This is a genomic window from Nocardioides albertanoniae (assembly GCF_006716315.1).
GTDB lineage: Bacteria > Actinomycetota > Actinomycetes > Propionibacteriales > Nocardioidaceae > Nocardioides > Nocardioides albertanoniae.
In genome coordinates this window covers 1593145-1618790 of record NZ_VFOV01000001.1, presented here as the reverse complement: position 1 = coordinate 1618790, position 25646 = coordinate 1593145, and the positions used below count along the sequence as shown (strand labels likewise).

The following is a 25646-nucleotide window of genomic DNA, read 5'->3' as shown; positions in this document are numbered from 1 at the left end:
ACTGTGGCCAAGAAGTCGCGCACGGCAGGGCTTGATCCGGAGACCGAGTTCCAGGAGATCTCGAGACTACTGGCGCTCTACGAGTTCCCCTGGGACACGATGCAGGCGCTCAGCTTCGCGCTGTTCCGCACCTACGCGGTGCCCTCGATCGGCCGGCTGCTGGCCGACACGCGCCAGTTCACCGACAACACCCAGAAGCGCTACGACGACACCGCGCTCCTGCTCGAGGAGGCTGCCGTCGCGGACCTCGACAGCCCCAGCAGCCGGGCCGCGGTGCGCCGGATCAACCAGATGCACCGGATGTACGACATCTCCAACGACGACATGGTCTACGTGCTCGCCACGTTCGTGGTCATCCCCCACCGTTGGAACCGCGACTACGGCTGGCGGCGGTCGACCCCCGACGAGCAGCTCGCCGCCCTGCGCTACTACCAGGAGCTCGGGCGACGGATGGCGATCAAGGACATCCCGGCGACCCAAGCCGACTTCGAGCGTCTCCTCGACTCCTACGAGGCCGAGCACTTCGCCTACGACGAGGGCGGCCGCGCCGTCGCCGACTCGACGCTCGAGCTGCTCACCACGTTCTACCCGCGCCCGCTGGCTCCCCTGATCAAGCTCTTCGCGCTCTCGCTGATGGAGCCGCACCTGCTCGAGGCCTTCGGCTACCGCGAGCCGGGGCGTCTCGCTCGTCTCCTGTCCCGCACGGGGCTCAAGGCACGGGCTCGCTTCGTCGCCCTCCTCCCGCCACGCAGGAAGCCTGCGTACGTCCGCAACATGCCCCGCATCAAGAGCTATCCGCACGGCTTCGACACCGCAGACCTCGGCACCTTCGCCCCGGGCTGCCCGGCTCACCGGCCGGCCGAGACCGTCGTAGAGCACGAAGGCACCAAGCCGTAGCCCACTTCTCCCCCGCGCGTCACGGAGCCTTCACCGGACACCGCTTCGCTGGTCTGTCGATAACCCCCATATCGACAGGAGCACGTCCATGCCTGGTTCCAGCAGCACTCCTGACCTTCGCAACGCCTTACGCGGCCTCGATCGCCGCCGCTTCCTGACGGCCTCCGCCGCCGCGACGGCGCTCGCCTTCACCACCGGCCTGCCCCGCACCGGAGCCTTCGCGGCTCCCGCCGCCTCTCCGTCGGCGATCACTTCCGACCCCTTCACCCTCGCCGTGGCTTCGGGTGACCCGCTGCCCGACTCGGTGCTGTTGTGGACCCGGCTCGCGCCGCTTCCGCTGGAGCCGACCGGCGGGATGCCACCTTCGCGGTTCGACGTGAGCTGGGAGGTGTCGCGCAACTCGACCTTCACCCGCGTCGTCCGCCGCGGCACCACCACCGCACACTCGGAGTTCAACCACTCCGTGCACGCCGAGGTGCGCGGCCTGGACGCGGCGACGGAGTACTTCTACCGCTTCCGCGTCGGCCAGTGGATCAGCCCGATCGGCCGCACCCGCACCGCGCCGGCGGTGGGTGCCGCGGTCTCGTCGCTGACCTTCGCCCTCGCCTCCTGCCAGCGCTACGACCAGGGCTACTACACGGCGTACAAGCATCTTGCCGAGGAGGACGTGGACGCGGTCTTCCACCTGGGCGACTATCTCTACGAGTACGCCGTGAACGCGGCCGCCGGGGCGCGCGGCTACACCGAGCCGCTGCCGGCACACCTCAACCACGAGACCGTGACGCTCGACGACTACCGGGCGCGCTACGGGCTCTACAAGTCCGACCCGGACCAGATCGCCGCGCACCTCGCGCACCCCTTCATCGTCACCTGGGACGACCACGAGACCGAGAACAACTACGCGGGCGACACCCCGGAGAACTCCGTGCCGCCCGAGGAGTTCCTGGTACGCCGCGCCGCCGCCTATCGCGCCTACTGGGAGAACCAGCCGCTGCGTCTCCCGCAGCAGCCCTCGGGCTCGGACCTGGCGCTCTACCGGCGGCTGCAGTGGGGCCGGCTGGCGCAGTTCGACATTCTCGACACCCGGCAGTACCGCACCAACCAGGCCAACGGCGACGGCTGGAAGGTGCCCTCGGCGGAGTCGGAGGCGGAGTCGATGACCCTCCCGGGCCTCGAGCAGGAGAAGTGGCTGATCGACGGCTGGCGCCGCTCGTCGGCAACGTGGAACATCGTGCCCCAGCAGGTCACCTTCGCCCGCCGCGACAATCCGTCCGGCGACGGCACCCGCTCGATGGACTCCTGGGACGGATACCCCGCCTCCCGGCGCCGCGTGCTCGACGGCTGGAAGGCCTCGGGGCAGTCCAACCTGATGGTGCTGACCGGCGACGTGCACGTGCACTACGGCCTCGACATCCATGAAGACTTCGACGACCCGAGCTCTCCTGTGCTCGGGACCGAGGTCGTCACCACGTCGGTCACCTCCGGCGGCAACGGCTCCGAGCACCCCGCCAACTGGGCGGCGTACCTGGAGCGCAACCCGCACATGAAGTTCTACAACGGCCTCCGTGGGTACACGACCGTGTCGCTCGACGCGGCCGGCGCGGAGATCACCTACAAGAACGTCTCCCAGGTCACCACGCCTGGGGCTCCGCTCAGCGTCGGTGGCCGGTTCGTGACCAAGGCAGGCGAGCCGGGCCTGGTGGAGGCGTAGCCGTTCGGTACGACGGGGAGAACCGCGTGGTCACCCGCTGGTGATCGCCGCAGACCTCCCCGTCGTACCTCGAGCCGCTCACCGTCCGCTGGGTAGCGGCGAGACCTCCAGATCTCCGGTCAGATAGGCCATCGTCGACTCGTTCGCGAGCACGACCTGTCGAGCTCTCTCGTCGCGCTGACGGCGCATCGAGATCATCATCGCGATCACTCTCTCCGGGTGGTCGACGAGCCAGAACCCGATGCGGATCACCTTCCCCCGCCACCGTCTGGGGAGGAGCCGGACCTGATGCCGTCGCGTGACCGCCCATGACGGCGCACCCTGCAGCGGCGTGACCTCGATGAACCGGTTTCTGACGGTGACCCCACGGGACCTGGATATCTGCTCGAAGACGCCGACGTGGATCTCCTTCCACCCCACCGAGACGACCTGGCTGCCGATCTCCACGATCAGCCGCTCCGGCGTGATCAGCACCGCGCGACGCAGCCGCATCGTCAGCAGGTGGTCGGCGATGACCACCGCGAAGAAGGCCGCGGGCAGGGTCAGCAGCACCCCGAGCACCACGTGCCCGCCGCGGAATCCCAGCCCCGCACCGTGGCACAGCATCAACACGAAGCACACCAGCATCAGCTCGCCGCAGACCCCCGGGCCGCGGCGCAGCCGGATCTCGATCCCGGCACCGTCCATCCGCCGGACCCGGCGATGGATGCGGCTCCCGATGCGTACGCCTTTCATCAGCTGTCCGGCGACAGCGACGAGCGCCAGCAGCACCCCGCAGCCGGCGCCGATCAGATACGGCCCGAGCTCCCCTCCGTCGGCCAGCAGCGCGCCGGCGGCCATGGCCAGACCGACCACGAGGTTGAGCAGGCTCGTAAGCGTCCACAAGATCCTGCGCGCCGTCGTCTTCCACGACGACCCCAGATCCTCATCCCCGAGCACGGCCCCACCCTAGGGCGAGGCCCTCAAGCATGGTCGGCCCGAGCCCGGATCATCGCCTCGGCCTCCGCCGCGGACAGGTCACCGATGAGGACGCGCTGGGTGAGGCCGTCGGAGAGGGCGAGCAGCTCACGGGCACGTACGCGCGCCTCGGGCTCCCGCAGGTCTTCGGCCTCCTGGACGTGGCGGGTGCACTCCTCGACACCGTTACGGATCGCTTCGGCCAGGATGCGGCGTACCTCGGCGTGGGTCATCGCCTTGGCGATGTAGGCGTACCAGACGGTGACGCCGATGCGGCCGGGCTCGGTGGCGGGGATCTGCTGGAGCAGCAGGTGCAGGAGGCGCTCACGCGGCGACTTGCCGGCGGTGGCGTCGTAGTCGACGACGGCGCTCGCGACGAGGAGCTCGATCCCGGCGACGACCAGCGCGTCCTTGGTGCCGAAGTAGTGCTGCACGCGCCCCATCGAGACGCCGGCCCCGGCGGCGACCGTCCGCAGGCTGACGCCTTCGATCCCGCGGGTGGCGACGAGCTGCCACAGGCCGGCGACGATCTCGAACCGGCGTTGTTCATGGTCGACAACCCTTGGCATGGCGGGAGTTTAGCAATACAGTCGCATCGCGACGTTCCAATGCGATCGCATCGTCATCGGGACCTGGAGGACGGCGTGGACAGGACTGACGCAGTCGAGGAGATCGAGCCGCACCGCAGGCGCCGACGCTGGCCGGTGGCGCTCCTCGGCATCGTCGCGGTCGTCTCGAGCGGAGGCCTGGTGACGCTGCTCAGCACCAGCGGCCCCGGCGTCGGCCACTTCCGCACGCCCGAGGGCCGTGAGACCTACACCCAGGCGTACGCCGCGGCGTTCGCCGCCCTCCCCGAGCCGACCGAGACGCAGGACGTGGAGACCACCTTCGGCACCGTGCGCGCGTACGCCTGGGTGAGCCCGAACCGGGTCGACGAGGTCCCGGTCGTGCTGGTGCCGGGGCGGGCCAGCGGCGTACCGATGTGGGGTGAGAACCTGCACGACTTCGTCGAGCACCGCACCGTCTACGCGTTCGACGCGATCGGCGACAGCGGACTCTCCGAGCAGACGATGCCGCTGCGCGGGATGGACGACAACGCCCGGTGGGTCGAGGAGGCACTGGGCGGTCTAGGTCTCGACCGCGTCCACCTGGTCGGCCATTCCCAGGGCGGCGGGCTCGCGGCCGCCGTCGCCGTGCGCCACCCGGACCGGCTGGCCAGCCTCACCCTGCTCGAGCCGATCATGACCTTCGGCATGCTGCCCGCCTGGGCGATCGGCTGGTCCGCCGTCGCCGCCCTCCCCTTCCTCCCCGACTCCTGGCGCGACCGCGCGCTGAACCGGATCGGCGGCGTCGAGGACGACGAGGTCGACCCCGACGATCCGATGGCCCGGATGATCGCCGCCGGCACCAAGCACTTCGACTCGGGCAGCCTGCCGACGCCGTCACGGCTGACGGAGAAGCAGATGCGCGCTCTGCGGATGCCGGTCTATGTCGCGATCGCCAGCGACAAGTCGCTTGCGGGCGGCGAGGACGCAGCGACGAGAGCAGCGAAGGTCCCGGAGGCGACCGTCAAGATCTGGCCGAAGACCACCCACTCGCTACCCATGCAGGTCACCGCCGAGCTGGACGCCGAGCTCGAACGGTTCTGGTCGGACGTACGTTGATCGCGCCGCCGCCGATGGGGCCGCCTCGCTACGCCCAGAGCCCGACGTACTCGACGAACATCCTGAACCCGCCGTTGAACTGCGCTGCGTTGGTGGCGGCGTTGACGAGGCGTACGACCCAGAAGACCACCAGCATGTAGCCGATCCCGAGCGCGATGCCCGCCATCGCAGCACTCGAGCCGTCCACCTTCGCCCGGAGCAGACCGATGTGGCCGAGCACGATCGCGGCGACGACCGGGACGATCGAGGCGATCATCGCCACGCCCAGGATCAGCCAGATCACCGGCCGGTCCTCGAAGCTGAGGATGGCGTCGTAGTAGCTCTGACTGACCTTCGGGATGCCGACGAGCAACCTGACCAGCGCGATGATCACCAGCATCGCCACCGCGATCACCAGCGCGAACAGACCGAGCGTCCGGCCGCTGCGCGGAGCACCCTGTGCCTGCTCCGGCTGCCTCGCGCTCGGTGCACCGTTCGGTTGCGACATCGACTACCTCATCCTGTTCGACAGCTTCGACGCGTCAGCCCGCTCGGCGACGCCGGTTGTCGTTATCTCACGAGTACGAGGCAGCGTCCCAGCGAGACACGCGGCGGCCGCCGCTCGGCCCTGATGAGATCCGTCCGAGATTTCTTGAGAATCTATGTTTAAAGTCCGGGCTTCTGGGTAGGACCTAGATACCAGCAGCGTCGAGCCTCGTGGGGGAAGCCCAGTGAACGTCCAAATCGTCAGGTCGGAAGTGACAAAGTCGGCCAACTCCATCGGCACCGCAGCCGACGGCGTCGCAGGTCTGAACCTCGAGGGCCCCATGGCCAAGGTCGCTTCCGCGCTCCCCGGGAGCCTCGCCGTGGGCGCCGCGAACGGGCTCAAAGGTGAGTGGAAGAGCGACAAGGACACGTGGGTCAAGGACGCCCGTGAGCACAAGCGCGTCACCACCGCTGATGCCGACGCGATCGTCGAGACCGACACGCTGACCGGACAGGCGGGGAAGAACCGCCGCGAGATGATGGAGCGCTACTGATGGCAGTCACGTACGACACGCTGCAGAAGTGGAAGCCCGAAGAGCTCGACACCGCGGCCGACCAGCTCAACACCGCCCGCAAAGGGTTTCAGGACCAGCAGGACGAGATGGACGCCGGCGCCATCCCCAGCTCCTGGATCGGTGAAGCCGCGACGCGCGCGGGCAACCGCCACACTCGCCTGATCGCCGACCTCAACGACATGGTCGCGCCGCTGTCCCGCGTCATCAACGCCCTCGACGAGGCAGCTGCCGACATCAAGAAGGCCAAGGACAAGTCCAAGAGCGCCTACGAAGATGCGATCGGCAAGAAGTGGAAGGTCGACTTCAGCGGCGGCAGCGTTCATATCAGCAACCCGCATCCGGACGAGGACGATCCGGACAAGGATGACGGCACCATGCAGCGGCTCGCCGATGACATCCAGGATGCGTTGAACGACGCCACTTCTGCCGAGACCGCGTTGGTGGGTGTCCTCAACTCTGCGAAAAACGACGGCTACGACGGCGGCACCGGCAACATCTCCGAGGCGGCCCTCCCGGATGAGCTGCGTGGCCTGTCCGAAGAAGAGCTCTTCAACAAGATGCTCAGCGATCCGGACAAGTACGACGGTTACACCGACGCGCTGCCCGAGGACGTGCAGGCTCGACTCGGCAAGGAGATCAGCGACCGTCTTGACAGCACTCTGAACGACGACGACTACAAGCTCAGCAAGGAGGAGGCCGACAAGCTCAACTCCATGCTGAGCGCGTACACCGATGATTCAACTGTCGCGAGCGGTCTCTACAAGGATCTCGGCGCCGACGGCACCGTCGCCAGCACGGCGAGGATCGAAGAGTATCTGCGCATGCAGTCCCCCGATGCCGGCTCTCTCAATGCGCTCGCGTCCAACCTCCGAAGTGGTCTCGCCTCGGCTTCGAACGATCCCGGCTTTCCGGCCGAACAATTCGGCCACGACATCGTGAAGTACGCCGGCCCCTCGGGTGTCTACCTCTCCGACGATGAGGAGGATGCGCTTCGGGACCGCTACCCGAACTGGGGCGGCACCGGTGGCGCCTCGGTCCTCACCTACCTGATGAAGGACCACGACCTCAACGGCGACCTCGTGCTCGGCGCCGCCGAGGAACTCGACAAGTTCGAGCGCGTCGACGACCCCATCATGGGCGCCCAAGACTGGTACCAACACACTGGTTATGGCGCTCTGGGTGCCGGCGAGAACGGCTACGGCGCTGACCCGATGGGCGCCATCATGGGAAACCTCGGTGCCCACCCCGAGCAGGGCTACGAGTTCCTCACCGACGATACCGCGCGACAGGACTTCTATTTCGACAAGCGGGAGTGGCAGGGCGACGGCTACGCCGGTATCTCCGAGCTTGCGGAAGGCGTCGGCACGAACGAGGAACTCCTCAAGGAACACCCCGAGGAGACAACTGGAATCGTCTCGAAGTTCTTCCACGACGTGACCAACAGCGAGGGCTTCAACGCAGAAGACGCAAAGGCGGCTTCGCCACACGTCGCTGAGTTGATGAAGTTCTACACGCCTGGTATTGATGCCGCGCTTCACAACCCCGACAACTCCGGGGAACCGGGCACGGAGCCGTTCAAACTTGACCACTTCGGCAAGATGGATCCCTACCCCAAGTTCTACAAAGGCGACCTCGAGAACATGATGAAGGTCTCGATGAGTACACAGGACGGGATGACCAGCATCGCCGAGGGCGTCGGGGCTTTCCAACAGACGCAGATCAACAACATCGCAGCCGAGCTCGCGCAGAATCCGAACGACACTGGTCTGCGTACCGAACTGCGAGACGTCCTCGAACGTGGAGGCCACTTGCAGGGCTTCGCCGAGCATGCAGTTGGAGAGGTCGAAATCGACGGCGCCAAGAATAGCGACGCTCAACGTCAGGCATTCATCGACCTGACGAGCGAGGTCGCGGGGATGGTGCCGCTTCCGGGTGCAGAGCAGGTCGGCGATCTCGGCAGCAAGGTCATCGGGTACGGCGTTGGCCAGGCTATCGACCTGGGAACCGACGCCGCTGGCGAGAAGTTCGCCAGCGAAACAGCGGCCGCAACCGACAACGCTGAGACACGAGCCTCTGAGGGCGTTAACCGGGTCGAACTCAATGCACTGTTCGCCCTGGAACGAGCCGGCGTCGTTGACATCCCAGCCTCTGATGAGACTTTCATGAAGGACGGCAAGGTCATCCAGATGTCCGATGTCCCGGCCGCCGACGTCGATCGCTACGCTCGCGAGGCGATGAACTACCTAAACGAGTACGTGACCGCTGGAGACTTCGAAGGGACTTACAAGAATGCCTTCTTGGACTACTACCCGAAGTCGTAGGTTCCATCTGTTCGCCACCTTGTGTGCGGCGCTGTTTCTGGTCACAGCGTGTGGGTCTGCACCGACCCTGCTCGACGCAGATACACTGCCTGGGGTCGACGAGACCAATGATGGCGACATGGGCCCGCCTGGGACCACCTGGTGCGATGATCTCGCATACTTGGAAACTACGAAGCTCTCGAACGCCGCTGAGGGTGCGACCGGCGAGCAGTACGTACTTGATAATGGGGACGTAGTCGGCGCCACCGTCTTCGTACCGGGAGGCGGCGACTACCCCGATGCCGGTTCAATGCTCGCCGCGATAGATGCAGCCGTTGACAAGTGCTTGGCAGCTGCCGACAAGGGCGACTACGGCGAGGTCACGTCGGAGCCGATCAGCGGGCTTCCAGACGGAGCCGTGGGTTTCAAGTTCACGAACGCGTCGTCAGATCCCGTTGAAGTTGGCAGCGTTGCGTTTGCGGAGACTGACGATGGACGCCTAGCTGGGGTTGGGGTGACTCATTACGGAAGCGGGAAGGCGCCCACGGACGTGGTCGACCTCCTCTCCACGGCTCTCGAGCGAGCCGGTGACGTGCCCTCCAAGTGAGCGTTGGCAAGGCTGTCACTCAGATTGAGCCAAGGAGATAGCGACCATAAGAGCTGAGGCGACCAAGTGACAGCACCGCGATCAGCGCCTTGTAAAGAGCGACATTGGGGAAAGTCTTGTCGACGCACCCGCGTACGACATTCTCAGGCGATCTCACCCACGCCCAGAGCTGCGAGAGATCGAAGGTACGAAGGTGTCAATGATGGAGTCGACGCCAGCAGGCACGATATCTCGCGCATACTGCAACTGACGCCTCGGTAACCAGCGACGGAATCCACGACGCCATGGTCGTGGGCGCCGATAACAGGTACGGATTGGGGAGCATTGAGCACTAGAATGCCTAGGTTGAAGCCTTCCACCAGTTCTATGGGTGAGCACCGAGCCACACTGAGGCGGGGCATCCGGCGATCGTCGACCCGCCTCGTAGCCACGGCGGCGTTCGCAGCGAGCACCTTGGCCGCTTGCGGCGACGAACCTCCAACCCTGCTCGAACCTGGCGATCTTTCTGGGGCCAAGGGCGACGCACGCGATGCCGAGGGCGGGATCCCGGGTATGCCTCCGTGCAGAACCTTGAGAAGCCTCAACCAGGATCTGAACCTCCAAGCAGCAGGTAAGCACACCGGAACAGAAGTCAGGATTGACGGCGGCGGTTATGCGTTTGCTGTGGTCTTCGCCGCCTCGGCGACACAGCCGTCCGCCGACGAAGTCGTGGCCGACATCCCCACACAGATCGACGAGTGCGCCAAGGAACTGCAGGACGACGCAAATCGGCAGGTCAAACCCATTTCTGACCTTCCGGACGGAGCAATCGGCTACAAGGGTGAGGAAGGCTCAGTGGCAACGGAGTACGCCTACGTCGCCACCGACGACGATCGCCTTCTGGTCGTCGGGACGGAGCATCCGGCAGACAACAGGTCGTCTGTGTCTATGTCGAGCCTGCTCGATGTGGCGCTCAAGCACGCGCCCGATGTAACCGCTGGTTAATGATCCTCAGGCCGCACAATGAGATATCAACGCTGCGCGACTGGCCTGCGCGGCTTCCTCGGGGAGGTACTTCAAGCCGCCCGGCTCCCTGACGCCTGCTGAGATGGACGAGATGCTGAGGCGCCCGGAAGATGAGAGCGGGATCGGTTCGGCTGATGTCGTACACGGCGATGATCAACTCAGGTGCAGGGCTGAAAGAAGTTGGAGGATCACGGTTGAGGACGATTCGTGCGACAGGCACAGTGGTACTCCTCGGTGCGGCGCTGGCCATGTCGGGATGTGGTGGCGAAGATGAGCCAGCGGCCTATTCAAAGGAATCGGTCTGCGGAATCCCGTCAGAAATCGTGAGCGCCGTAGTGGGTGACAATCGCTATGAGGTCTCCCAAAGGGGCTCTGACTCTCTTCCGCTGGGGCCTGGAACAGACTCCAACAACGGGATCAGCTGCGAGATCGAGCAGGACGGCCGTCTTCTGGTCGAGTTCTCGGCTCACCGGACGTCAGCCGACGACCTTGCTCAACGAATTCAGAATGCCGAGTCGGCGGACGAGCACTATGCGCATGCCAACGGCACGCTTGGATTCTCGGCCGAGAAGAAAGGCGTCGATGATGGCTACGCCTACGAGGGATGGTGGATATGCGGCACCAAGTCCCCAGACGGAACTCAGGTTGCGTCTGCGACAGCGACTTCCAGTTTGGGAACCAAGAAGCATGACTTCCAGGCACTCCTCGAGGCTGTGGCAACTGCGGCCGGATGCGACTGAGCCTCCGCATAACCAACGGCTCTGTTGACGAGTCTCCCATGAAAGGCGAATGAATCCGGTGGCCTCAGGTGCCCCCGCGTGACTGAGGCTCCCAGGCTTCTCTGGTTCCAAACCACTCGACTGCTACGAGACTGCGACACTGCGGCGACGGGACGATGACCGCGGGCCGAGAGGGTCGCCGGCATGGCTGGTTCTTCACATGTCCCTGCTCTCGATGGGCTGCGCGGCGTCGCGATAGGGGGCGTACTGCTCTTTCATGCCGGTGTTCTCCCGGGCGGTTTCTTGGGGGTCGATCTCTTCTTCGTGCTCTCCGGGTTCCTGATCACCGGGTTGTTGCTGCGGGAGGCCGAGTCGGGGCGGGTGTCGCTGGTCGGGTTCTGGGGGCGGCGGCTGCGGCGGCTGTTCCCCGCGATCGCGGTGACGCTGGTCGTCGTGACGGTCGGTGTGTGGGGGCTGCAGCGTCTCGGGGTAGCGGGTGTCGGCGCCGACCTGGTGCGGACCACTGGGAGCGACGCCCTGTGGAGCCAGCTCAACCTGGTCAACTGGCACCTGCTGGCGCAGGATGCAAGCTATTGGGATGCCTACGGACAGGCCAGGATCTTCGAGCACCTATGGAGCATCGCGGTCGAGGAGCAGTTCTACGTGGTGTGGCCGCTGCTGGTCGTCGTTATGCTGGTGTTTCCGGGCCTTGATCGGACGTCTGCCCAGGTCAGAGTGATGGTTGCGGCGCTCGCCGGTGTGGTCGTGTCCACGGTCGCCATGGCGGCGCTCTGGGGCCCGGCGGAGGACCCGACTCGGGTCTACACGGGCACGGACACTCGGGCGTTCTCGCTGCTGATGGGGGCGGCGATGGCAACGGCGCCGGTACGCAGCGGGATCCGTCTCCTGCCCGGTGGCGGTCGTCTGGCGGGTCCTCTTGCGACCGGCATCCTGGCGTCTTGGGCTCTCACCGACGGCGTCTCCTCAGGATGGCTGTTCACTGGCGGGCTCGCCCTCCATGCGGCTGCTTGTGCGCTGCTGATCGGGCTGGTCGAAGCGACCGGAGCCACCTGGCTCGAGGCACGGCCGTTGAGATGGCTCGGCGAGATCTCCTACAGCCTCTATCTGTGGCACTGGCCGCTCATCGTGCTCATCACCGCGCTCGTCGGCAGTGACACGATCCCGGTCAAGCTCATGGCCGTGGTCATGGCGGCCGCGATCGCGTGCGCATCGACACACCTGGTCGAAGCACCGATCCGGTTCCGCGCCCGCTGGGCGCGAGGACGTATGGGCGTGGTCGCCTTCGGGCTCGTGTCGGCTGCGATGCTGCTGCTCTGGCTCTGCCTGCCAGAACCGATGGCGCCGAAGATCGACATCAGCGATCTGTGAGGTCACAGCGGGCAGGTGCGGGCCGGGCCGGTCTCCGAGGCGACATCGGTGAAGAGAAGGCGGACCCGGATGTCCGGGGATCCACCAGCCTGGACGTGGCCGGCCACCGCCGTGCAGACGAGCTGATCGACCCCGAGCGGGCCGACCTCGCTCGTCGCGAGCGGGAGGCGCAGGGTGATCACCCCGGAGCTGACCGTCACCTCGGTGCGGGTCACGCCGACCTCGTCGATCGCGGTCGACAGGCCCGAGTCACCGGGTCCGGTGAGCAGCAGCGAGACGGCGTCACCGATCGTCCCCAGTCGACCGGTCTCGCGCACCTGGAGCGTCAGCCGGTCATCGCGGACGAAGTAGAGCGGCGTGCCGTCGGCCAGGCCCGTCGGCGCCTCAGCCCCGGTCTCGACTCCAGGGTCCTGTGCGCCGCAGGCGGTGAGGGCTGCCAGCGTGAGGACGGTCAGCGTGAGGACGGCGAGGCAGGCGTTGCGTACGGGTCTCATCCCTCCTCCTCGGAGGCCGCCGGGAGCCGGAGGGTGAAGACGGCTCCGCCGTCGGGTGCGTTGGCCGCGGTGATGGTGCCGCCGTGGAGGCGGGCGTTCTCCTCGGCGATCGCGAGTCCCAGTCCGCTGCCCGGCGTGCGGGTGCGCGCCGGGTCGCCCTTGTAGAAGCGTGCGAAGACGTGCGGAAGTACGTCGGCGGGGACGCCGTCGCCATTGTCGGAGACCGACATGACAGCCTCGTCGGCGGTGGCCGAGAGGGCGACCCGCACCGGCGCCCGGCCGTGCCTGAGCCCGTTGCCGACCAGGTTCGCGACGACCAGGTCCAGGCGGCGCCGGTCGGCCCAGACGGTGACGGGCGATCCAGTCACCTCGACCTCGTCCTCCCAGCCGCGGGCGCGCAGACAGCCGTGGACGACGGCGGTCAGGTCGGTCGGCTCCCGGCGTACGTCGGCGGTGCCGGCATCCAGCCGGGCGATCTCGATGACCTCCTCGACGAGACGCACCAAGCGCCGGGTCTCGAGGACCGCGAGCTGGGCGGACTCGCGGACGTCGTCCTCGACCGGGCCGGAGGTGCCCTGCGCCAGCGCGTCGTGGAGGACCTCGACGGTGGCGGTGAGGGTCGTGAGGGGCGTACGCAGCTCGTGGGAGACGTCGGCGGCGAACCTCCGGGCGTCGTCCTCCATCCGGGTCAGCTCCGCCATCGTCTCCTGCAGCGAAGCGGCCATGTCGTTGACCGTGTGGGTCAGCTGGGCGAGCTCGTCGGAGCCCATCGGTGCGGATCGCGCGGCGAGGTCGCCGTCGGCGAGCCGCCGGGCCGTCGTACGCAGCCGCCCGACCGGCCGCAGGACACTGCGTGCTGCCAGCACGGCGATGACCACGGCAAACGGCAGGACCAGGAGTGCTGCCCCGGCGGCGCTGCGGACGAGTGCCTTCACGTCCTCCTCGACGCCGGAGAGATCGCGGGCGACGTAGACCTCGACCCCGGACGACTTCCGGGCCCCGGTGGGATCGGTGAGCATCACCGGGGTGCCGATCAGCAGCCACGGAGAGCCGTCGATCTCGACGCGCTGGGTCGAGACCCGGCCGGACCCACCGCGCACGGCTTTCCGCAGCCGTTGCGGCACTGCCTCGGACCCGTCCGCGAGGAGACCGTCACCGGACTCGCGATCGTCGACGACGACCAGCGCGTCGGGGCCGGCGGCGACGCGGAGCTGATCCATGGACTGCTGCGTCAACGGGTAGCCCACCGACGGGGCTGCGGCGGTGATCTGGCTGACCAGCGTGCTGACCTGCTGAGACCGGCTGGACTCGACCAGGGCGATGCTCGCCTGACGCACGCCCGCCCACACCGCGACGCCGGCACCCAGCACGGTCACCGCAACGAACGCCACGATCAGCCGGCTCCGCAACCCACGGAGCCGAGGCCACCGGGCGCTCATACCGGCCCGAACCGGTAGCCGAAGCCGCGCGCGGTCTGCACATAGCGCGGCGAGGCCGGGTCGCGCTCGATCTTCGTACGCAGCCGCATCACGCCGTTGTCGACGAGCCGGGAGTCACCGAGATAGCCCTGCTCCCAGACCTGCTCGAGCAGCTGTTGCCGGCTGAAGACCCGACCCGGGGAGCGGGAGAGCACGAGCAGCAGTCGCAGCTCCGTCGGAGTGAGACTCACCTCCGCACCCTCGACCGTCACCATCAGGGAGTCGGTGTCGATCCTCAGGCCTCCATGGACGCGTACCCCGTCGTGCTCCCCCACCGCGCGCCGCAGCACTGCCCTGATCCGAGCATCCAGGACCGTTGGCTGGATCGGCTTGACCACGTAGTCGTCGGCGCCGGCCTCCAGGCCGGTGACCACGTCGAAGTCGTCGCCACGGGCGGTGAGCATGATGATCGGCACCTGCGAGGAACGCCGGATACGGCGGCAGACCTCGAAGCCGTCGATGCCAGGGAGCATCAGGTCCAGGACGACGAGGTCGGGGTTGCGGTCGGCGAAGGTCTCCAGGCCGATCTCGCCGGTCTCGGCACCGACGACCACGTGGCCGTGTCGCTGCAGGGCGAGCTGCAGCCCACGACGCACCATCGCGTCATCCTCGATCAGCAGCAGGTCTGGCACGTTCACGACCCTAGAGCGTGTTGGGCCCGGATCGGCGTACGACGCCGGGCTGCGACACAACTGCGACATCGTCGCCAGGAGGCCGCGACATGGGCTGGCGATGGTGGCGGCATGAACATCGAGAACTCATCCATCATCCGTCCGTTCGCGCTGGCCATCACCGGTTTTGTCGCGCTCACCCTCACCGCGTGCGGCACCAGCTCGACCACGTCCGCCGACAAGGGCTGGCGAGAGTCCGAGGCCGCTGTCGAGGCCGGGGTCTCCCCCGTCGTGCTCGTCGGTGACTCGGTCGCCGCCGGCGAGGCCGCGCCGCTCACCCAGGCGGTCGCGGCCAGCGGCGCCAAGTTCGTCAACGCCACCTCGACCGGCGGCGGGAACGTCACCGGCCCCAACGCCGAGGCCCAGTGGAAGAAGCTCCCACAGACCCTGGCCAAGGCCGAGGGCGGCGTGGTCGTCTATCAGCTCACCACGTACGACTGGGGCAACGAGACCGTGCAGCGGGAGGCGTACGAACGTCTGGCCACCGAGACCGCGGCGGCCGGTGCCGACCTCGTCCTCGTCTCGATGCCGCCGATCAAGCCCGACTCGTTCTACAAGCCGCACATGCGCGAGCTCACCAGCGCCGCCGAGGTCGCCCGTGAGGTCGCCGAGTCCGCCGACGGCGCTGAGTTCCTCGACGCGAGCGAGGTGTGGGGCACGACCTATCAGCGGGTACGCGACGGCAAGGTCGACCGCAGCAAGGACGGCATCCACACCTGCCCCCAGGGTGCGGCCCGCTTCACCGACTGGCTGCTCGAAGGGCTGGCCGACCTCTACCCCGGCTTCGAGCCCGCCGACCCCGAGGAGTGGGCCGAAACGGGCTGGACCTCGGACAAGAGCTTCCGCGGCTGCTGACCGCATCCTTCCGACAGCAATCTTCGAAATAGAACTTGCGCTCCCTCCACTACTCAGCGCTACTATGTACCAGTAGTCAGCAACACTGAGTAGCCCAGGGATGGGAAGAGGGGAGGTGCCCGATGGGCAAGCAGATGACCGAGATGCTCAAGGGGACGCTCGAGGGCATCGTGCTGGCGTTCCTGACCGGCAACCCGGCGTACGGGTATGAGATCACCGCCTGGCTGCGGAGCCAGGGGTTCACCGAGATCGCCGAGGGCACGGTCTATGCGCTGCTGGTCCGGATCGAGAAGAACGGGCTGGTCGATGTCGAGAAGCGGCCTTCGGAGAAGGGGCCGCCACGGAAGGTCTACTCGCTGAACACCGGCGGCGAGGCGTACCTCGAAGAGTTCTGGACCACCTGGGGGTTCCTGGCCGAGCGCCTGGAGAACCTCCGCACCGAAGGGAAGTAAGACATGTCTGTCCGATCAATGCTCGAGACCGTCATCGGCGGGTTCGACCAGAAGCGCCGTTGGCGGGCCTACAAGGCACGAAAGCGCCAGCTGCCCGAGAGCCAGAAGAGCGCGGTCGGCGCGATCGAGCGCTACCTGATGTATGCCGGCGGCATCGCCGACGGCGAGATCGCCACCAAGATGCTCGAAGACCTGATCGACCTCTTCGAGCAGAGCGCCGCCGACGGCACCACGGTCGACGCGATCGTCGGCGACGACCCGGTCGAGTTCGCCGAGGAGTTCGCACGCAACTACTCCGAAGGCTCCTGGATCAACAAGGAGCGCAACCGGCTCACCGACGCCATCGAGGCGATCGACGACAAGGAGGGAGACTCATGAGCACGACGGCCGCCATCTCCGTACGAGGGCTGGAGAAGTCCTACAAGGACAACCAGGTGCTGAAGGGCGTCGACTTCGAGGTGGCGCGGGGGTCTATCTTCGCGCTGCTCGGCTCCAACGGAGCCGGGAAGACCACCGCCGTACGCATCCTCTCGACGCTCCTGCGACCCGACGCCGGCACGGCGCTGGTCGACGATGTCTCGGTGGTCGACGACGCGGCACAGGTGCGTGAGGCGATCTCGCTGACCGGCCAGTTCGCGGCGGTCGACGAGATCCTGTCCGGGCGTGAGAACCTCATCCTGGTCGCGAAGCTGCGGCACCTCCCCTCCCCCGGCGACGTCGCCGACGGGCTGCTGGCGCGCTTCGACCTGGTCGAGGCCGGCGCCCGGAAGGTCGCGACCTACTCCGGCGGGATGAGGCGACGGCTCGACATCGCGATGTCGCTGATCGGCTCGCCGTCGGTGATCTTCCTCGACGAGCCGACCACCGGGCTCGATCCGGAAGCCCGCCTCGAGGTCTGGCGGGTCGTCAAGGAGCTGACCGCGCAGGGCACCACCGTGCTGCTCACCACGCAGTATCTCGAGGAGGCCGAGCACCTCGCCGACCGGATCGCCATCCTGCACGGCGGCACCATCATCGCCAACGGCACGCTCGCCGAGCTCAAGGCCCTGCTGCCGCCGGCGCAGGTCGAGTACGTCGAGAAGCAGCCGTCGCTGGAAGAGATCTTCCTCTCGCTCACCGGCTCTGCCGCACAAGGACCTACCGCACAAGGACCTACCGCACAAGGAGCACAGTCATGAGACACACGCTGGCCGACACCGGCACCCTCCTGGGCCGTTCGCTGCGCCACATCACCCGCAGCCCCGACACGATCATCACCACGGCGCTCACCCCGATCGCGATGATGCTGCTCTTCGTCTACGTGCTGGGCGGGGCGATCCGGACAGGCCCCGGCAGCCCCGACAACTACGTCAACTATGTGCTCCCCGGGATCATGATCATGGCGATCGCCTCGGGCATCGCCTACACCGCCCTGCGGCTCTTCACCGACATGAAGGGCGGGATCTTCGAGCGGTTCCAGTCGATGCCGATCGCCCGCTCGGCGGTGCTGTGGGCGCATGTCGGCACCTCGATGGTGGCCAACATGCTCACCCTGGTGATCATCATGGCCGTCGCCTTCCTGATGGGGTTCCGCACCTCGGCGGGGCTCGGCGCCTGGCTCGCCGTCGCCGGGATCCTCGCGCTGCTCACCCTCGCGCTGACCTGGCTCGCGATCATCCCGGGGCTCGCGGCATCCACGATGGAGGGCGCGACCGGGTTCTCCTACCCGCTGATCTTCCTGCCGTTCATCAGCTCGGCGTTCGCACCGACCGACACCATGCCCGGACCGGTGCGGGCCTTCGCCGAGAACCAGCCCGTCACCTCGATCGTCAACACCATCCAAGCCCTCTTCGCCGAGCGGCCGGTCGGTGATGACATCTGGATCGCACTGGCCTGGTGCGTCGGCATCCTCGTCGTGGCGTACGTCTTCGCCATGGCTGCCTACCGGCGCAAGATCAGTTGACCCGCTCCGGCGCGAAGAAGAGCCGACCTACCCCTGACGGTGGTAGGTCGGCTGTTCGCCGTGCCTGAGGTCTCCTCGATAGAAGCCCGTACGCAGCTCGTAGGCGTATTCGGTGAGCTCGGGCATCCCGACGCTGGTGGCGTACGCGATCTCGGCCTCGGTGTCATAGGGCACCCGGACCCAGCCGATGCCGAACGGTGCCTCCTGGTCGCTGTCCATCACGCCTTCGAGGATCACGTAGACCGGGGTCGGGTCGCTCATGCAGTTGCCGACGCTGCCGGTGTTGAAGACGGTGCGCCTGCCGCGATCGGTCTCGTAGTAGGGGTCATGGGTGTCGGCGTAGCCGACGATGTCAGGCTCGTGCGCGTCGTGCCCGGTCGCGGCGGTGTTCTGGAACAGGCCGACGAACTCCGCCTCGTCGTGGTCGAACCTCACCCGGCGGTGCACGGTCTCCTCGGAAGCATGGAAGAGCCTGACCCTTCGGCCGCTGATGAGGAAGTCATGATGGAACGGCAGACTCCTCAGCCAGCGACCGTTCTCGTCACCGAGCTGCCCCTTCCACCACCTCATCGCCTCGTTGTCGAAGTCACGATCAGGGTCGGGCAGGAAGTCGTCCCAGTTGCCGAGGATGTTCACCTCGCACCTTGCTCTGCACAGCTCGGTCACCTCGCGTCCGCGAGGGCCCTTGCCGACGTAGTCGCCGAGGTTGAAGATCCTGGTGATCCCTCTCGCCTCGATGTCCTTCATGACCGCGTCGAGGGCGGTCAGGTTTCCGTGTACGTCTGAGATCAGCGCTATGCGCTCGGGGGTCATGTGTGCAGGGTATGTGGGGTGCTGGTGTGGGGTTCTCCCTGCCGGAATGTGTTGTGTTGGGGCTGGCGTGTGCCGCCGACCCTTTCTTGGAGGGTCTTCTCGATCTGGCCCGGCGTCAAGGACGGCCTGCGGCCGCCGGCTACGCCGGCCGCTTCGCGGTCCTGGACTCCGAGCCAGATCGAGAAAAGATTTGGCTGATTATCGGGGCGGCGGCACCGGTGTGGCCGGGAGGAACGACTGTTGGTTCGCTGCCGCAAAAAGGTGCTTTGACCTGCGGAAATAGCTGGCGTTACTGGTTGGTAAAGAGTAAAATGGAGGGTATCCAGGGCACCTTTGAGAGGAGGCCAGCGATGAGTGTCGAGAACCACGTCGACCACTGGGGAACCAGCCCTCGCGACCCGGTTACGACCGCTCTTGCTGGCATCGAAACCGCCCTGGGTGACCTGCTCGCAATGGACCCTGCCTACTGGCGAACTAGCCAGAAGAAGGACGTCCTCGTACGGCTTCAGCAGCTCAAGGCACAGCAGGCTGCGCTCGAGCTGCGGGTGCTCGCCACCGCTGGCGATATTGCTGAGGAGACAGGCGACAAGGACGCCTCGGCCTGGATGCGAGCCGAACTCCTCGTCGACAAAGGACCCGCACGTGCGCAGCTCAAGCTCGCCGCTTCGGTGTCCAAGCACGAGTTGCTCGCCACCGGCCTTGCCGACGGCTCGGTTTCTCATGACAAAGCCCGCGTGATCACCAAAGCACTGGACGCGATTGAGGCCGACCCCGTCGCGAGTGCGGAAGACCTACTGCTCGCCGAGAAGCTCCTCGTCGACTACGCCACCCGGCTGACCGCCAACGAACTCCGGATCGTGGGCAAGCGGATCCTCGTCGAGATCGACCCGGCCCGGTTCGAAGACGCCGAAGCCAAAGCCCTCCTCGCCGAAGAAGAACGTGCCCAACAGAAGACCGCACTGCGGATCTGGGACAACCACGACGGCACGGTTGGCTTCGACGGCGTGCTTCCGGTGGCGATGGGGATGAGGTTCAAGACCCACGTCGAGGCCTGGGCACAGCCCCGCAAGCAGCAGCTCGTCGAGAAGGGCACACCGCTCCCGCCCTGGGAACGACTCATGGGACAAGGCTTCACCCGCCTGTTGGAGACCATCGACCCCGATGCCCAGCCCCGCCACGGCGGCGACGCAACCACCATCAACGTAGTCATCTCCCTCGACGCCCTCCGCAAAGAGCTCGGCACCGCAATCCTCGGCTATGACGAGACCAACGGCACCACGATCAGCGCGACCGAGGCTCGGAAGATGGCCTGCAACGCGACGATCATTCCGTGGGTGCTCGGCACTGACGGCCAAGTCCTCGATGCGGGCCGTTCGAGCAGGTTCTTCCAGCCGATTCAGCGCAAAGCGCTCCGGTTGCAGCAGAAGTGCTGCCAAGCCGAAGGTTGTGACATGCCACCCGAGTGGTGCGACGCCCACCACCTGACTCCCTGGTCGCTCGGCGGGAAGACAGATCTCAAGGACGGGGTTCTGTTATGCCCGCATCACCATCGGCTGGCGCACACACCCGCGTATACACACGAACGGTTACCCGACGGGACCGTTCGGTTCACCCGACGCCCCTGACCCGGGTGCACCCCTTTGTGAACGATTCACAAAGCGTCATCGTCTAGTACAGCGACCCCGCGACCGCCTCGGCAGGCAGCCAGACGTGCCCCATCCTCAGCCCGGCACCCAGCCCAAACATGCCGTGCCAGACCCCTGCCGCCGACCCGATAGACAGCCAAAATTCTCGGTAGCGGCCGGTGTCCAGGACCGCGAAGCGGCCGGCGAAGCCGGCGGCCGCAGGCCGTCCTTTACTCCGGACGATGCCGAGAACACCCTTCCCGTACGGGTCGGCGGCAAACAGCCCCACGAACACGAGCAGAGTCCAGCTACACACGAGCCACCAACGACATCCACCGAGCCCACGAAGACGACACCCACGCACCGTCATACGCTCACCCCGTGAAGGTTCTGGTGACGGGCGGGGTGCGGTCGGGGAAGTCTCGGCATGCGGAGTCGTTGCTCGCGGGGGCGGCGGCGGTGGCGTACGTGGCGCCGGGGCCGACGGTCGAGGAGGATCCGGATCCGGACTGGGCGGCGCGGCTGGCTGCGCATCAGGCCAGTCGGCCGCAGGGATGGCGCACGGTCGAGTCGAGAGAGCTTGCCGGTGCGTTGTCTGACGCGACGGCTCGCGGCGACACCGTGATCGTGGACTGTCTCGGCACCTGGCTCACGGCGGTCATGGATTCTCATGATCTGTGGGAGGCGCCCTCGGAGAAGGCGACGGCGGTCGTCTCGGAGCTGGTCGACGACGCGGTCCAGGTGCTCAGCATCTGCGACGGCGATGTCGTGCTGGTGACCAACGAGGTCGGGCTCGGGGTGGTTCCGGCTCACCGCTCCGGACGACTTTTCCGCGACCTGCTGGGCATGGTCAACCAGCGGCTGGCCGAGGTCTGCGACGAGGTGCATCTGGTCATCGCCGGTCGGGTGCTGAAGCTCTAGGAGCTCTAGGTTCGGCTGTGCTGGCTAGCCGGTCGTGCTCAGGGTGACCAGGAGGGTCGCGAGGGCGGCCTCGACGGCGGCACCGAAGACGTCGCCGGTCACTCCACCGAACCGTTTCATGGCCCGCACCAGCACGGCGGCGACGATGACGACGGCCACGACAGCGGCCACGGCGCCGCGCCACCACTCGACGCCCGCCCACCACGACGCCGCCGCCAGCACCGCGCCCGACACCACCCAGACGAGACCGGCGACGATCGGCGAGACGGTCTGGGTGAAGGTGCGACCCAGCCCGTCCTGACGGGCGGGCCGCACGCCGCGTACGCAGCACAGTGCCAGCGCCGAGCGGGAGACGCAGACCGCGACGAGCACGAGCACGGCCGCGCGTACCTCACCGGCACCTGCCGCCGCACCGGACAGCACTGCGGCGGTCGCACTCACCTGGAGGCCGAGCACGAGCACGATCGCGGTGACACCCGCGGGCCCGGACGTGCCGGTCTTCATGACCTCGAGGGAGCGCTCGCGGTCGAAGGAGGCGGCCATGCCGTCGACGGTGTCGGCGAGCCCGTCGATGTGCAGCGCGCGGTTGCCGGCCACGACCGCTCCGACCGCGAGCAGCGCTGTGACCAGGTGCGGCAGCCCGGCGAGCTGCCCCAGGAGTGCGATGCCGCCGGCAACCAGTGCGAGCGGGAGCGCGGCCGCGGGCGCGAGCGCCATCGCGACGGCCGCGCGGGTGCGGTCGACCTGCTCGGGAGGGCGTACGGGCAGCGCGGTCAGGGTGCCGGTCGCGAGACGCCACGCGTCTCGCAGCATCAGGCGCCGAGCTCGGAGAGGAGCGCGACGTCGCGCAGCAGCGCGACCGCGCTGCGCACGACCGGCACCGCGGCGACCGCGCCGGAGCCCTCGCCGAGACGCAGGTCGAGATCGAGCAGCGGCACCAGGCCGAGCTTCTCCAGCGCGACCGACTGCGCGGGTTCGGTGGAGCGGTGACCGGCGGCGTACCACTGCGCGGCCCCGGGCTCGATCCGGTCGGCCGTGAGGGCGCAGGCGACGCTCATCAAGCCATCGAGTAGGACGGGCGTGCCCCGCCGCGCAGCCTCGAGGAGGAAGCCGGTGGTGGCAGCCAGGTCGGCGCTGCCCAGCGCGGCGAGGGTCTCGATCGGGTCGTCGGCGCGCTCGCCGGCGCGCGTCAGGGCCTGGGAGATGACCTCCGCCTTGGCGCGCATCGCCTCGTCGCCGATCCCCGTGCCGCGCCCGGTGACCTCGCTCGCCGGAAGGCCGAGCCCGGCGGCCACCATCGCGGCGGCGGGCGTGGTGTTGCCGATGCCCATGTCGCCGCTGATCAGCAGCTGGGCGCCCGCGGCGATCTCCTCGCAGGCGACGGCGGCACCGGCCTCCAACGCACGCGAGGTCTCCTCGGCGGTGAGGGCGTCCTCGAGATGGACCGCACCGCTCCCCCGCCGGATCTTGTGCTCGGTCAGCGCCTCGCGGGTGGTCGCGTCGAGGTCGTCGAAGTCTTCGTCGACGCCGAGGTCGAGCACCCGCACCTCGACGCCGTGGGCCGTCGCGAGCGCGTTCACGCCGGCGCGGCCCGCGAGGAAGGTACGCACCATCGCGCCGGTGATCGCCGGCGGGAACGCCGAGACGCCGTGGCCGGCGACGCCGTGGTCGCCGGCGAAGATGACCAGGCGTACGTGGTCGATCGGCCGCGGCGGCACCTCGCCCTGACAGGCCGCGGCCCACACCGCCAGCTCACCCAGGCGTCCCAGGGCGCCGGGCGGCGTGGCCAGGGCGCCGAGCCGCTCGGTGGCCTGGCTGCGTACGTCTTCGCGTGGGGTCTGGATCGTCACCCGCGCAAGGTACCCCACCCGCCGAGACCGTCCTCATGACGGCCGAGCAGTGAGTTGTGGGCGGCGAATCCCAGCTACGGGAGCGCGCGGACGACGCCTTGGGCCGTTACCTGAAGCGCGGAGACGAGGCGGGGGCGGTTGCGGCGGAGGTCGGAGACGACGATGCCGAGAGCCCCGATGACGCCGTCGGCCGTGGTGACGGGCACCGCCACCGAGCAGGCGCCGAGGGTCATCTCCTCGGCGGTGGTCGCCCACCCGTCGGAGACGACCCGGTCGAGCTGTCGCCGAAGTCGGCCGGGTGTCGTGATGGTGTAACGCGTGAACGGCGTGAGGGGGCCGGTCAGCACCCGGTGGCGTACGTCGTCGGGCGCATGCGCGAGGAGCACCTTGCCGACACCGGTGGAATACATCGGCAGGCGCGATCCGACCGAGGAGACGATCGGCACGTTGCGGGTGCCGCGCAGCGTCTCGAGGTAGAGCACATGGTCTCCCTCGCGCACCGCGAGATGCACCGTCTCCAACGTGGCGCCGTAGAGGTCGTGGAGGAACGGGGCCGCGACCGTACGGAGGTCGGTGGCGACAGGGGCGAGCAGTCCGGCGTCCCACAGGCGGCGCCCGACCGCGTACGTCCCGTCGTCCTCACGCACCAGCGCGCCCCATCCGACCAGCTCGGCGATCAGCCGGTGGGCGGTCGGGAGGGAGAGGTCGGCCCGGGCCGCCAGCTCGCTCAGGGTGAGCCGGCGATGGCCGGGGTCGAAGGCTCCGATGAGGGCGAGGACCCGCGAAGCGACCGTGCGTCCGCTGCTTCCGCCTGCCATTGCGGCTCCTGTCTCCTCGTCGGCGAATCTCGACATGATCATGCGACGGCTTCCGGCCAGTGGAAGCCACTGCTGTCATCGTAGGCGGTGCGGGCCTAGCGTGCGGAGCGTGACAGCGCCCAACAGACCGGTCGAGACCCAGGCGGACCTCTCCGCCGAGATCGAGAGCATCGAGACCGCCGCCGACCACACCACGCCCCAGCCGCTGCTGGACTACCCTCCCTACCGGTCCAGCATCCTGCGCCACCCGACGAAGGACCCACGCCACGCCGACCCGGAGACGATCGAGCTGTGGGCACCGTGCTTCGGACACACCGACGTCGACCCGCTCGAGGCCGACCTGACCATCGCCGGCAGCAACGAGCCGATCGGCGAACGGATCACGGTCAGCGGCCGAGTCCTCGACGGCGAGGGGCGCCCGGTGCGCAACCAGCTCGTCGAGATCTGGCAGGCCAACTCGGCCGGCCGCTACATCCACAAGCACGAGCAGCACCCGGCACCGCTCGACCCCAACTTCACCGGTGTCGGCCGCTGCATCACCGATGCCGAGGGGCGCTACCGGTTCCAGACGATCAAGCCCGGCCCCTATCCGTGGGGCAACCACGTCAACGCCTGGCGGCCGGCGCACATCCACTTCTCGCTCTTCGGTCGCGCGTTCACCCAGCGGCTGATCACGCAGATGTACTTCCCCAGCGACCCGCTCTTCGCGCTCGACCCGATCTACCAGTCGATCACGTCGCAGAAGGACCGTGACGCGCTGGTGGCGACCTACGACCACGACCTGTCCGTCCCCGGATTCTCGATGGGCTACGAGTGGGACATCGTCCTGACCGGCCCGAGCCGCACCTGGACCGAGCCCGAGGAGGGCGACCTGTGAGCACATTCTCGACGAATTCACAGAGCCCGACGCCAGGCCAGACGATCGGCCCGTTCTTCGGCTATGCCCTCCCCTACGAGGGCGACGCCGACCTCGTCCCGCCGGGCAGCGCCGGCTCGATCCGGCTGCACGGCTGGGTCTACGACGGCGCCGGCAACCCGATCCCCGATGCGCTCCTGGAGATCTGGCAGACCGACGCCGAGGGCAACGTGCCGCAGGCCGAGGGGTCGCTGCACCGCGACGGCTGGACCTTCACCGGCTGGGGTCGCGCCGACACCGACCTGAACGGGCGCTACACGTTCTCGACGGTGCTCCCGGGTGCGTCCGCGGAGGGCACGGCTCCGTTCTTCGCACTCACCGTCTTCGCCCGTGGTCTGCTCGACAAGCTGCAGACCCGGATCTACCTGCCCGATCACCCCGGCAACGCCGGCGACCCGCTGCTGGTCTCGCTCTCGGAGGACGAGCGTGCGACGCTGGTGGCCACTGCGGACGCGACGGGGTTGCGGTTCGACCTCCACCTCCAGGGCGACCGCGAGACCACCTTTCTCACCTACGGCTGAG

The 25646-nt window shown here is 67.7% G+C and carries 28 protein-coding genes; 18 read left to right on the top strand and 10 right to left on the bottom strand.

The annotated features are described in order from the left end of the window. The first annotated feature begins 3 nt into the window (after positions 1-3). A complete protein-coding gene (locus FB381_RS07720) occupies positions 4-897 on the top strand; it encodes an oxygenase MpaB family protein (protein WP_141779748.1) in 894 nt (297 codons plus the stop codon). Positions 898-985: 88 nt separating this feature from the next. Continuing rightward, positions 986-2608 carry an alkaline phosphatase D family protein gene (locus tag FB381_RS07715; protein ID WP_141779747.1) on the top strand — a complete coding sequence of 541 codons (1623 nt, stop codon included), beginning with the start codon at positions 986-988 and terminating at the stop codon, positions 2606-2608. A gap of 78 nt (positions 2609-2686) precedes the next feature. Here the strand turns inward: FB381_RS07715 and FB381_RS07710 are convergent, their stop codons facing one another. After that, on the bottom strand, positions 2687-3547 hold the full coding sequence (locus FB381_RS07710; protein WP_141779746.1) for a hypothetical protein: 861 nt from the start codon (positions 3545-3547) through the stop codon (positions 2687-2689). A 23-nt stretch (positions 3548-3570) separates the two neighbouring features. Further along, the gene (locus FB381_RS07705; protein ID WP_141779745.1) at positions 3571-4134 is read right to left on the bottom strand and encodes a TetR/AcrR family transcriptional regulator; all 564 of its coding nucleotides are present in this window, start codon (positions 4132-4134) and stop codon (positions 3571-3573) included. 75 nt (positions 4135-4209) lie between these two features. Between FB381_RS07705 and FB381_RS07700 the strand changes: the two genes are divergently transcribed. Next, positions 4210-5229: an alpha/beta fold hydrolase gene (locus tag FB381_RS07700; protein ID WP_246088010.1), complete on the top strand. Its 1020-nt coding sequence runs from the start codon at positions 4210-4212 to the stop codon at positions 5227-5229. A 28-nt stretch (positions 5230-5257) separates the two neighbouring features. Here FB381_RS07700 and FB381_RS07695 read toward each other — a convergent pair whose 3' ends face one another. Continuing rightward, positions 5258-5716: a hypothetical protein gene (locus FB381_RS07695; protein ID WP_141779743.1), complete on the bottom strand. Its 459-nt coding sequence runs from the start codon at positions 5714-5716 to the stop codon at positions 5258-5260. 250 nt (positions 5717-5966) lie between these two features. Between FB381_RS07695 and FB381_RS07690 the strand changes: the two genes are divergently transcribed. The 6 genes from FB381_RS07690 (at position 5967) to FB381_RS07665 (ending at position 12289) form a co-directional block, all read left to right on the top strand. After that, on the top strand, positions 5967-6248 hold the full coding sequence (locus FB381_RS07690; RefSeq protein WP_141779742.1) for a hypothetical protein: 282 nt from the start codon (positions 5967-5969) through the stop codon (positions 6246-6248). Continuing rightward, complete coding sequence (locus FB381_RS07685; protein ID WP_141779741.1) at positions 6248-8590, top strand: WXG100 family type VII secretion target; 2343 nt, start codon at positions 6248-6250, stop codon at positions 8588-8590. The genes FB381_RS07690 and FB381_RS07685 overlap by 1 nt, the downstream gene beginning before the upstream one ends. A gap of 118 nt (positions 8591-8708) precedes the next feature. After that, positions 8709-9176 (top strand): hypothetical protein, encoded by a 468-nt coding sequence (locus FB381_RS07680; protein WP_141779740.1) that lies wholly within the window; start codon positions 8709-8711, stop codon positions 9174-9176. Between the two features lie 345 nt (positions 9177-9521). Further along, complete coding sequence (locus FB381_RS07675; protein ID WP_141779739.1) at positions 9522-10160, top strand: hypothetical protein; 639 nt, start codon at positions 9522-9524, stop codon at positions 10158-10160. A gap of 155 nt (positions 10161-10315) precedes the next feature. Beyond that, positions 10316-10921: a hypothetical protein gene (locus FB381_RS07670; RefSeq protein ID WP_141779738.1), complete on the top strand. Its 606-nt coding sequence runs from the start codon at positions 10316-10318 to the stop codon at positions 10919-10921. Between the two features lie 183 nt (positions 10922-11104). After that, positions 11105-12289, top strand: coding sequence for an acyltransferase family protein (locus tag FB381_RS07665; protein WP_141779737.1), 1185 nt, complete (start codon positions 11105-11107; stop codon positions 12287-12289). 2 nt (positions 12290-12291) lie between these two features. On the opposite strand, the gene FB381_RS07660 is transcribed toward FB381_RS07665, so the two are convergent. Genes FB381_RS07660 through FB381_RS07650 form a run of 3 tightly spaced genes read right to left on the bottom strand, consistent with a single transcriptional unit; the run spans position 12292 to position 14893 of the window. Beyond that, positions 12292-12783, bottom strand: a complete 492-nt coding sequence (locus FB381_RS07660; protein ID WP_141779736.1) for a GerMN domain-containing protein — start codon at positions 12781-12783, stop codon at positions 12292-12294. After that, positions 12780-14174, bottom strand: a complete 1395-nt coding sequence (locus tag FB381_RS07655) for a sensor histidine kinase (protein ID WP_211352355.1) — start codon at positions 14172-14174, stop codon at positions 12780-12782. The genes FB381_RS07660 and FB381_RS07655 overlap by 4 nt, the downstream gene beginning before the upstream one ends. A gap of 44 nt (positions 14175-14218) precedes the next feature. Further along, positions 14219-14893, bottom strand: a complete 675-nt coding sequence (locus FB381_RS07650; RefSeq protein ID WP_141779734.1) for a response regulator transcription factor — start codon at positions 14891-14893, stop codon at positions 14219-14221. A gap of 111 nt (positions 14894-15004) precedes the next feature. Between FB381_RS07650 and FB381_RS07645 the strand changes: the two genes are divergently transcribed. The 5 genes from FB381_RS07645 to FB381_RS07625 all read left to right on the top strand — a co-directional run bounded on the left by FB381_RS07645 (position 15005) and on the right by FB381_RS07625 (position 18181). Further along, complete coding sequence (locus tag FB381_RS07645) at positions 15005-15787, top strand: SGNH/GDSL hydrolase family protein (RefSeq protein ID WP_141779733.1); 783 nt, start codon at positions 15005-15007, stop codon at positions 15785-15787. A gap of 122 nt (positions 15788-15909) precedes the next feature. Beyond that, the gene (locus tag FB381_RS07640) at positions 15910-16239 is read left to right on the top strand and encodes a PadR family transcriptional regulator (RefSeq protein WP_141779732.1); all 330 of its coding nucleotides are present in this window, start codon (positions 15910-15912) and stop codon (positions 16237-16239) included. Positions 16240-16242: 3 nt separating this feature from the next. Further along, positions 16243-16617, top strand: a complete 375-nt coding sequence (locus tag FB381_RS07635) for a DUF1048 domain-containing protein (RefSeq protein ID WP_246088009.1) — start codon at positions 16243-16245, stop codon at positions 16615-16617. Continuing rightward, positions 16614-17417, top strand: coding sequence for an ABC transporter ATP-binding protein (locus FB381_RS07630; protein WP_141779731.1), 804 nt, complete (start codon positions 16614-16616; stop codon positions 17415-17417). The genes FB381_RS07635 and FB381_RS07630 overlap by 4 nt, the downstream gene beginning before the upstream one ends. Further along, entirely contained in the window at positions 17414-18181 is a 768-nt protein-coding gene (locus FB381_RS07625; RefSeq protein ID WP_141779730.1) for an ABC transporter permease, read from the top strand. Before FB381_RS07630 ends, FB381_RS07625 begins: the two co-directional genes overlap by 4 nt. Positions 18182-18208: 27 nt before the next feature. Here FB381_RS07625 and FB381_RS07620 read toward each other — a convergent pair whose 3' ends face one another. Further along, complete coding sequence (locus FB381_RS07620) at positions 18209-18994, bottom strand: metallophosphoesterase family protein (protein WP_141779729.1); 786 nt, start codon at positions 18992-18994, stop codon at positions 18209-18211. A gap of 26 nt (positions 18995-19020) precedes the next feature. Between FB381_RS07620 and FB381_RS07615 the strand changes: the two genes are divergently transcribed. Further along, on the top strand, positions 19021-20619 hold the full coding sequence (locus FB381_RS07615) for an HNH endonuclease signature motif containing protein (protein ID WP_246088008.1): 1599 nt from the start codon (positions 19021-19023) through the stop codon (positions 20617-20619). Between the two features lie 381 nt (positions 20620-21000). Beyond that, positions 21001-21540: a bifunctional adenosylcobinamide kinase/adenosylcobinamide-phosphate guanylyltransferase gene (cobU, locus tag FB381_RS07610; RefSeq protein ID WP_141779728.1), complete on the top strand. Its 540-nt coding sequence runs from the start codon at positions 21001-21003 to the stop codon at positions 21538-21540. Positions 21541-21564: 24 nt separating this feature from the next. Here cobU and FB381_RS07605 read toward each other — a convergent pair whose 3' ends face one another. The 3 genes from FB381_RS07605 to FB381_RS07595 all read right to left on the bottom strand — a co-directional run bounded on the left by FB381_RS07605 (position 21565) and on the right by FB381_RS07595 (position 24208). Then, positions 21565-22353 (bottom strand): adenosylcobinamide-GDP ribazoletransferase, encoded by a 789-nt coding sequence (locus FB381_RS07605; protein WP_141779727.1) that lies wholly within the window; start codon positions 22351-22353, stop codon positions 21565-21567. Further along, the gene (gene cobT / locus FB381_RS07600; RefSeq protein WP_246088007.1) at positions 22353-23390 is read right to left on the bottom strand and encodes a nicotinate-nucleotide--dimethylbenzimidazole phosphoribosyltransferase; all 1038 of its coding nucleotides are present in this window, start codon (positions 23388-23390) and stop codon (positions 22353-22355) included. The genes FB381_RS07605 and cobT overlap by 1 nt, the downstream gene beginning before the upstream one ends. A 74-nt stretch (positions 23391-23464) precedes the next feature. Further along, positions 23465-24208, bottom strand: coding sequence for an IclR family transcriptional regulator (locus tag FB381_RS07595; protein ID WP_141779726.1), 744 nt, complete (start codon positions 24206-24208; stop codon positions 23465-23467). 109 nt (positions 24209-24317) lie between these two features. Between FB381_RS07595 and pcaH the strand changes: the two genes are divergently transcribed. Continuing rightward, positions 24318-25085, top strand: coding sequence for a protocatechuate 3,4-dioxygenase subunit beta (pcaH, locus tag FB381_RS07590; protein WP_246088006.1), 768 nt, complete (start codon positions 24318-24320; stop codon positions 25083-25085). Beyond that, positions 25082-25645, top strand: coding sequence for a protocatechuate 3,4-dioxygenase subunit alpha (gene pcaG, locus FB381_RS07585; RefSeq protein WP_141779725.1), 564 nt, complete (start codon positions 25082-25084; stop codon positions 25643-25645). Before pcaH ends, pcaG begins: the two co-directional genes overlap by 4 nt. The last annotated feature ends 1 nt before the right edge of the window (position 25646 follow it).

Excerpts from the sequence above, each read along its gene's own strand:
- FB381_RS07665 (WP_141779737.1), top strand. The coding sequence starts at position 11,105 with ATGGCTGGTTCTTCACATGTCCCTGCTCTCGATGGGCTGCGCGGCGTC.
- FB381_RS07705 (WP_141779745.1), bottom strand. The coding sequence starts at position 4,134 with ATGCCAAGGGTTGTCGACCATGAACAACGCCGGTTCGAGATCGTCGCC.
- FB381_RS07670 (WP_141779738.1), top strand. The coding sequence starts at position 10,316 with ATGTCGTACACGGCGATGATCAACTCAGGTGCAGGGCTGAAAGAAGTT.
- FB381_RS07695 (WP_141779743.1), bottom strand. The coding sequence starts at position 5,716 with ATGTCGCAACCGAACGGTGCACCGAGCGCGAGGCAGCCGGAGCAGGCA.
- FB381_RS07640 (WP_141779732.1), top strand. The coding sequence starts at position 15,910 with ATGGGCAAGCAGATGACCGAGATGCTCAAGGGGACGCTCGAGGGCATC.
- FB381_RS07635 (WP_246088009.1), top strand. The coding sequence starts at position 16,243 with ATGTCTGTCCGATCAATGCTCGAGACCGTCATCGGCGGGTTCGACCAG.
- FB381_RS07660 (WP_141779736.1), bottom strand. The coding sequence starts at position 12,783 with ATGAGACCCGTACGCAACGCCTGCCTCGCCGTCCTCACGCTGACCGTC.
- FB381_RS07605 (WP_141779727.1), bottom strand. The coding sequence starts at position 22,353 with ATGCTGCGAGACGCGTGGCGTCTCGCGACCGGCACCCTGACCGCGCTG.
- FB381_RS07625 (WP_141779730.1), top strand. The coding sequence starts at position 17,414 with ATGAGACACACGCTGGCCGACACCGGCACCCTCCTGGGCCGTTCGCTG.
- FB381_RS07630 (WP_141779731.1), top strand. The coding sequence starts at position 16,614 with ATGAGCACGACGGCCGCCATCTCCGTACGAGGGCTGGAGAAGTCCTAC.
- FB381_RS07680 (WP_141779740.1), top strand. The coding sequence starts at position 8,709 with ATGGGCCCGCCTGGGACCACCTGGTGCGATGATCTCGCATACTTGGAA.
- FB381_RS07715 (WP_141779747.1), top strand. The coding sequence starts at position 986 with ATGCCTGGTTCCAGCAGCACTCCTGACCTTCGCAACGCCTTACGCGGC.
- FB381_RS07685 (WP_141779741.1), top strand. The coding sequence starts at position 6,248 with ATGGCAGTCACGTACGACACGCTGCAGAAGTGGAAGCCCGAAGAGCTC.
- FB381_RS07595 (WP_141779726.1), bottom strand. The coding sequence starts at position 24,208 with ATGGCAGGCGGAAGCAGCGGACGCACGGTCGCTTCGCGGGTCCTCGCC.
- FB381_RS07645 (WP_141779733.1), top strand. The coding sequence starts at position 15,005 with ATGAACATCGAGAACTCATCCATCATCCGTCCGTTCGCGCTGGCCATC.
- FB381_RS07620 (WP_141779729.1), bottom strand. The coding sequence starts at position 18,994 with ATGACCCCCGAGCGCATAGCGCTGATCTCAGACGTACACGGAAACCTG.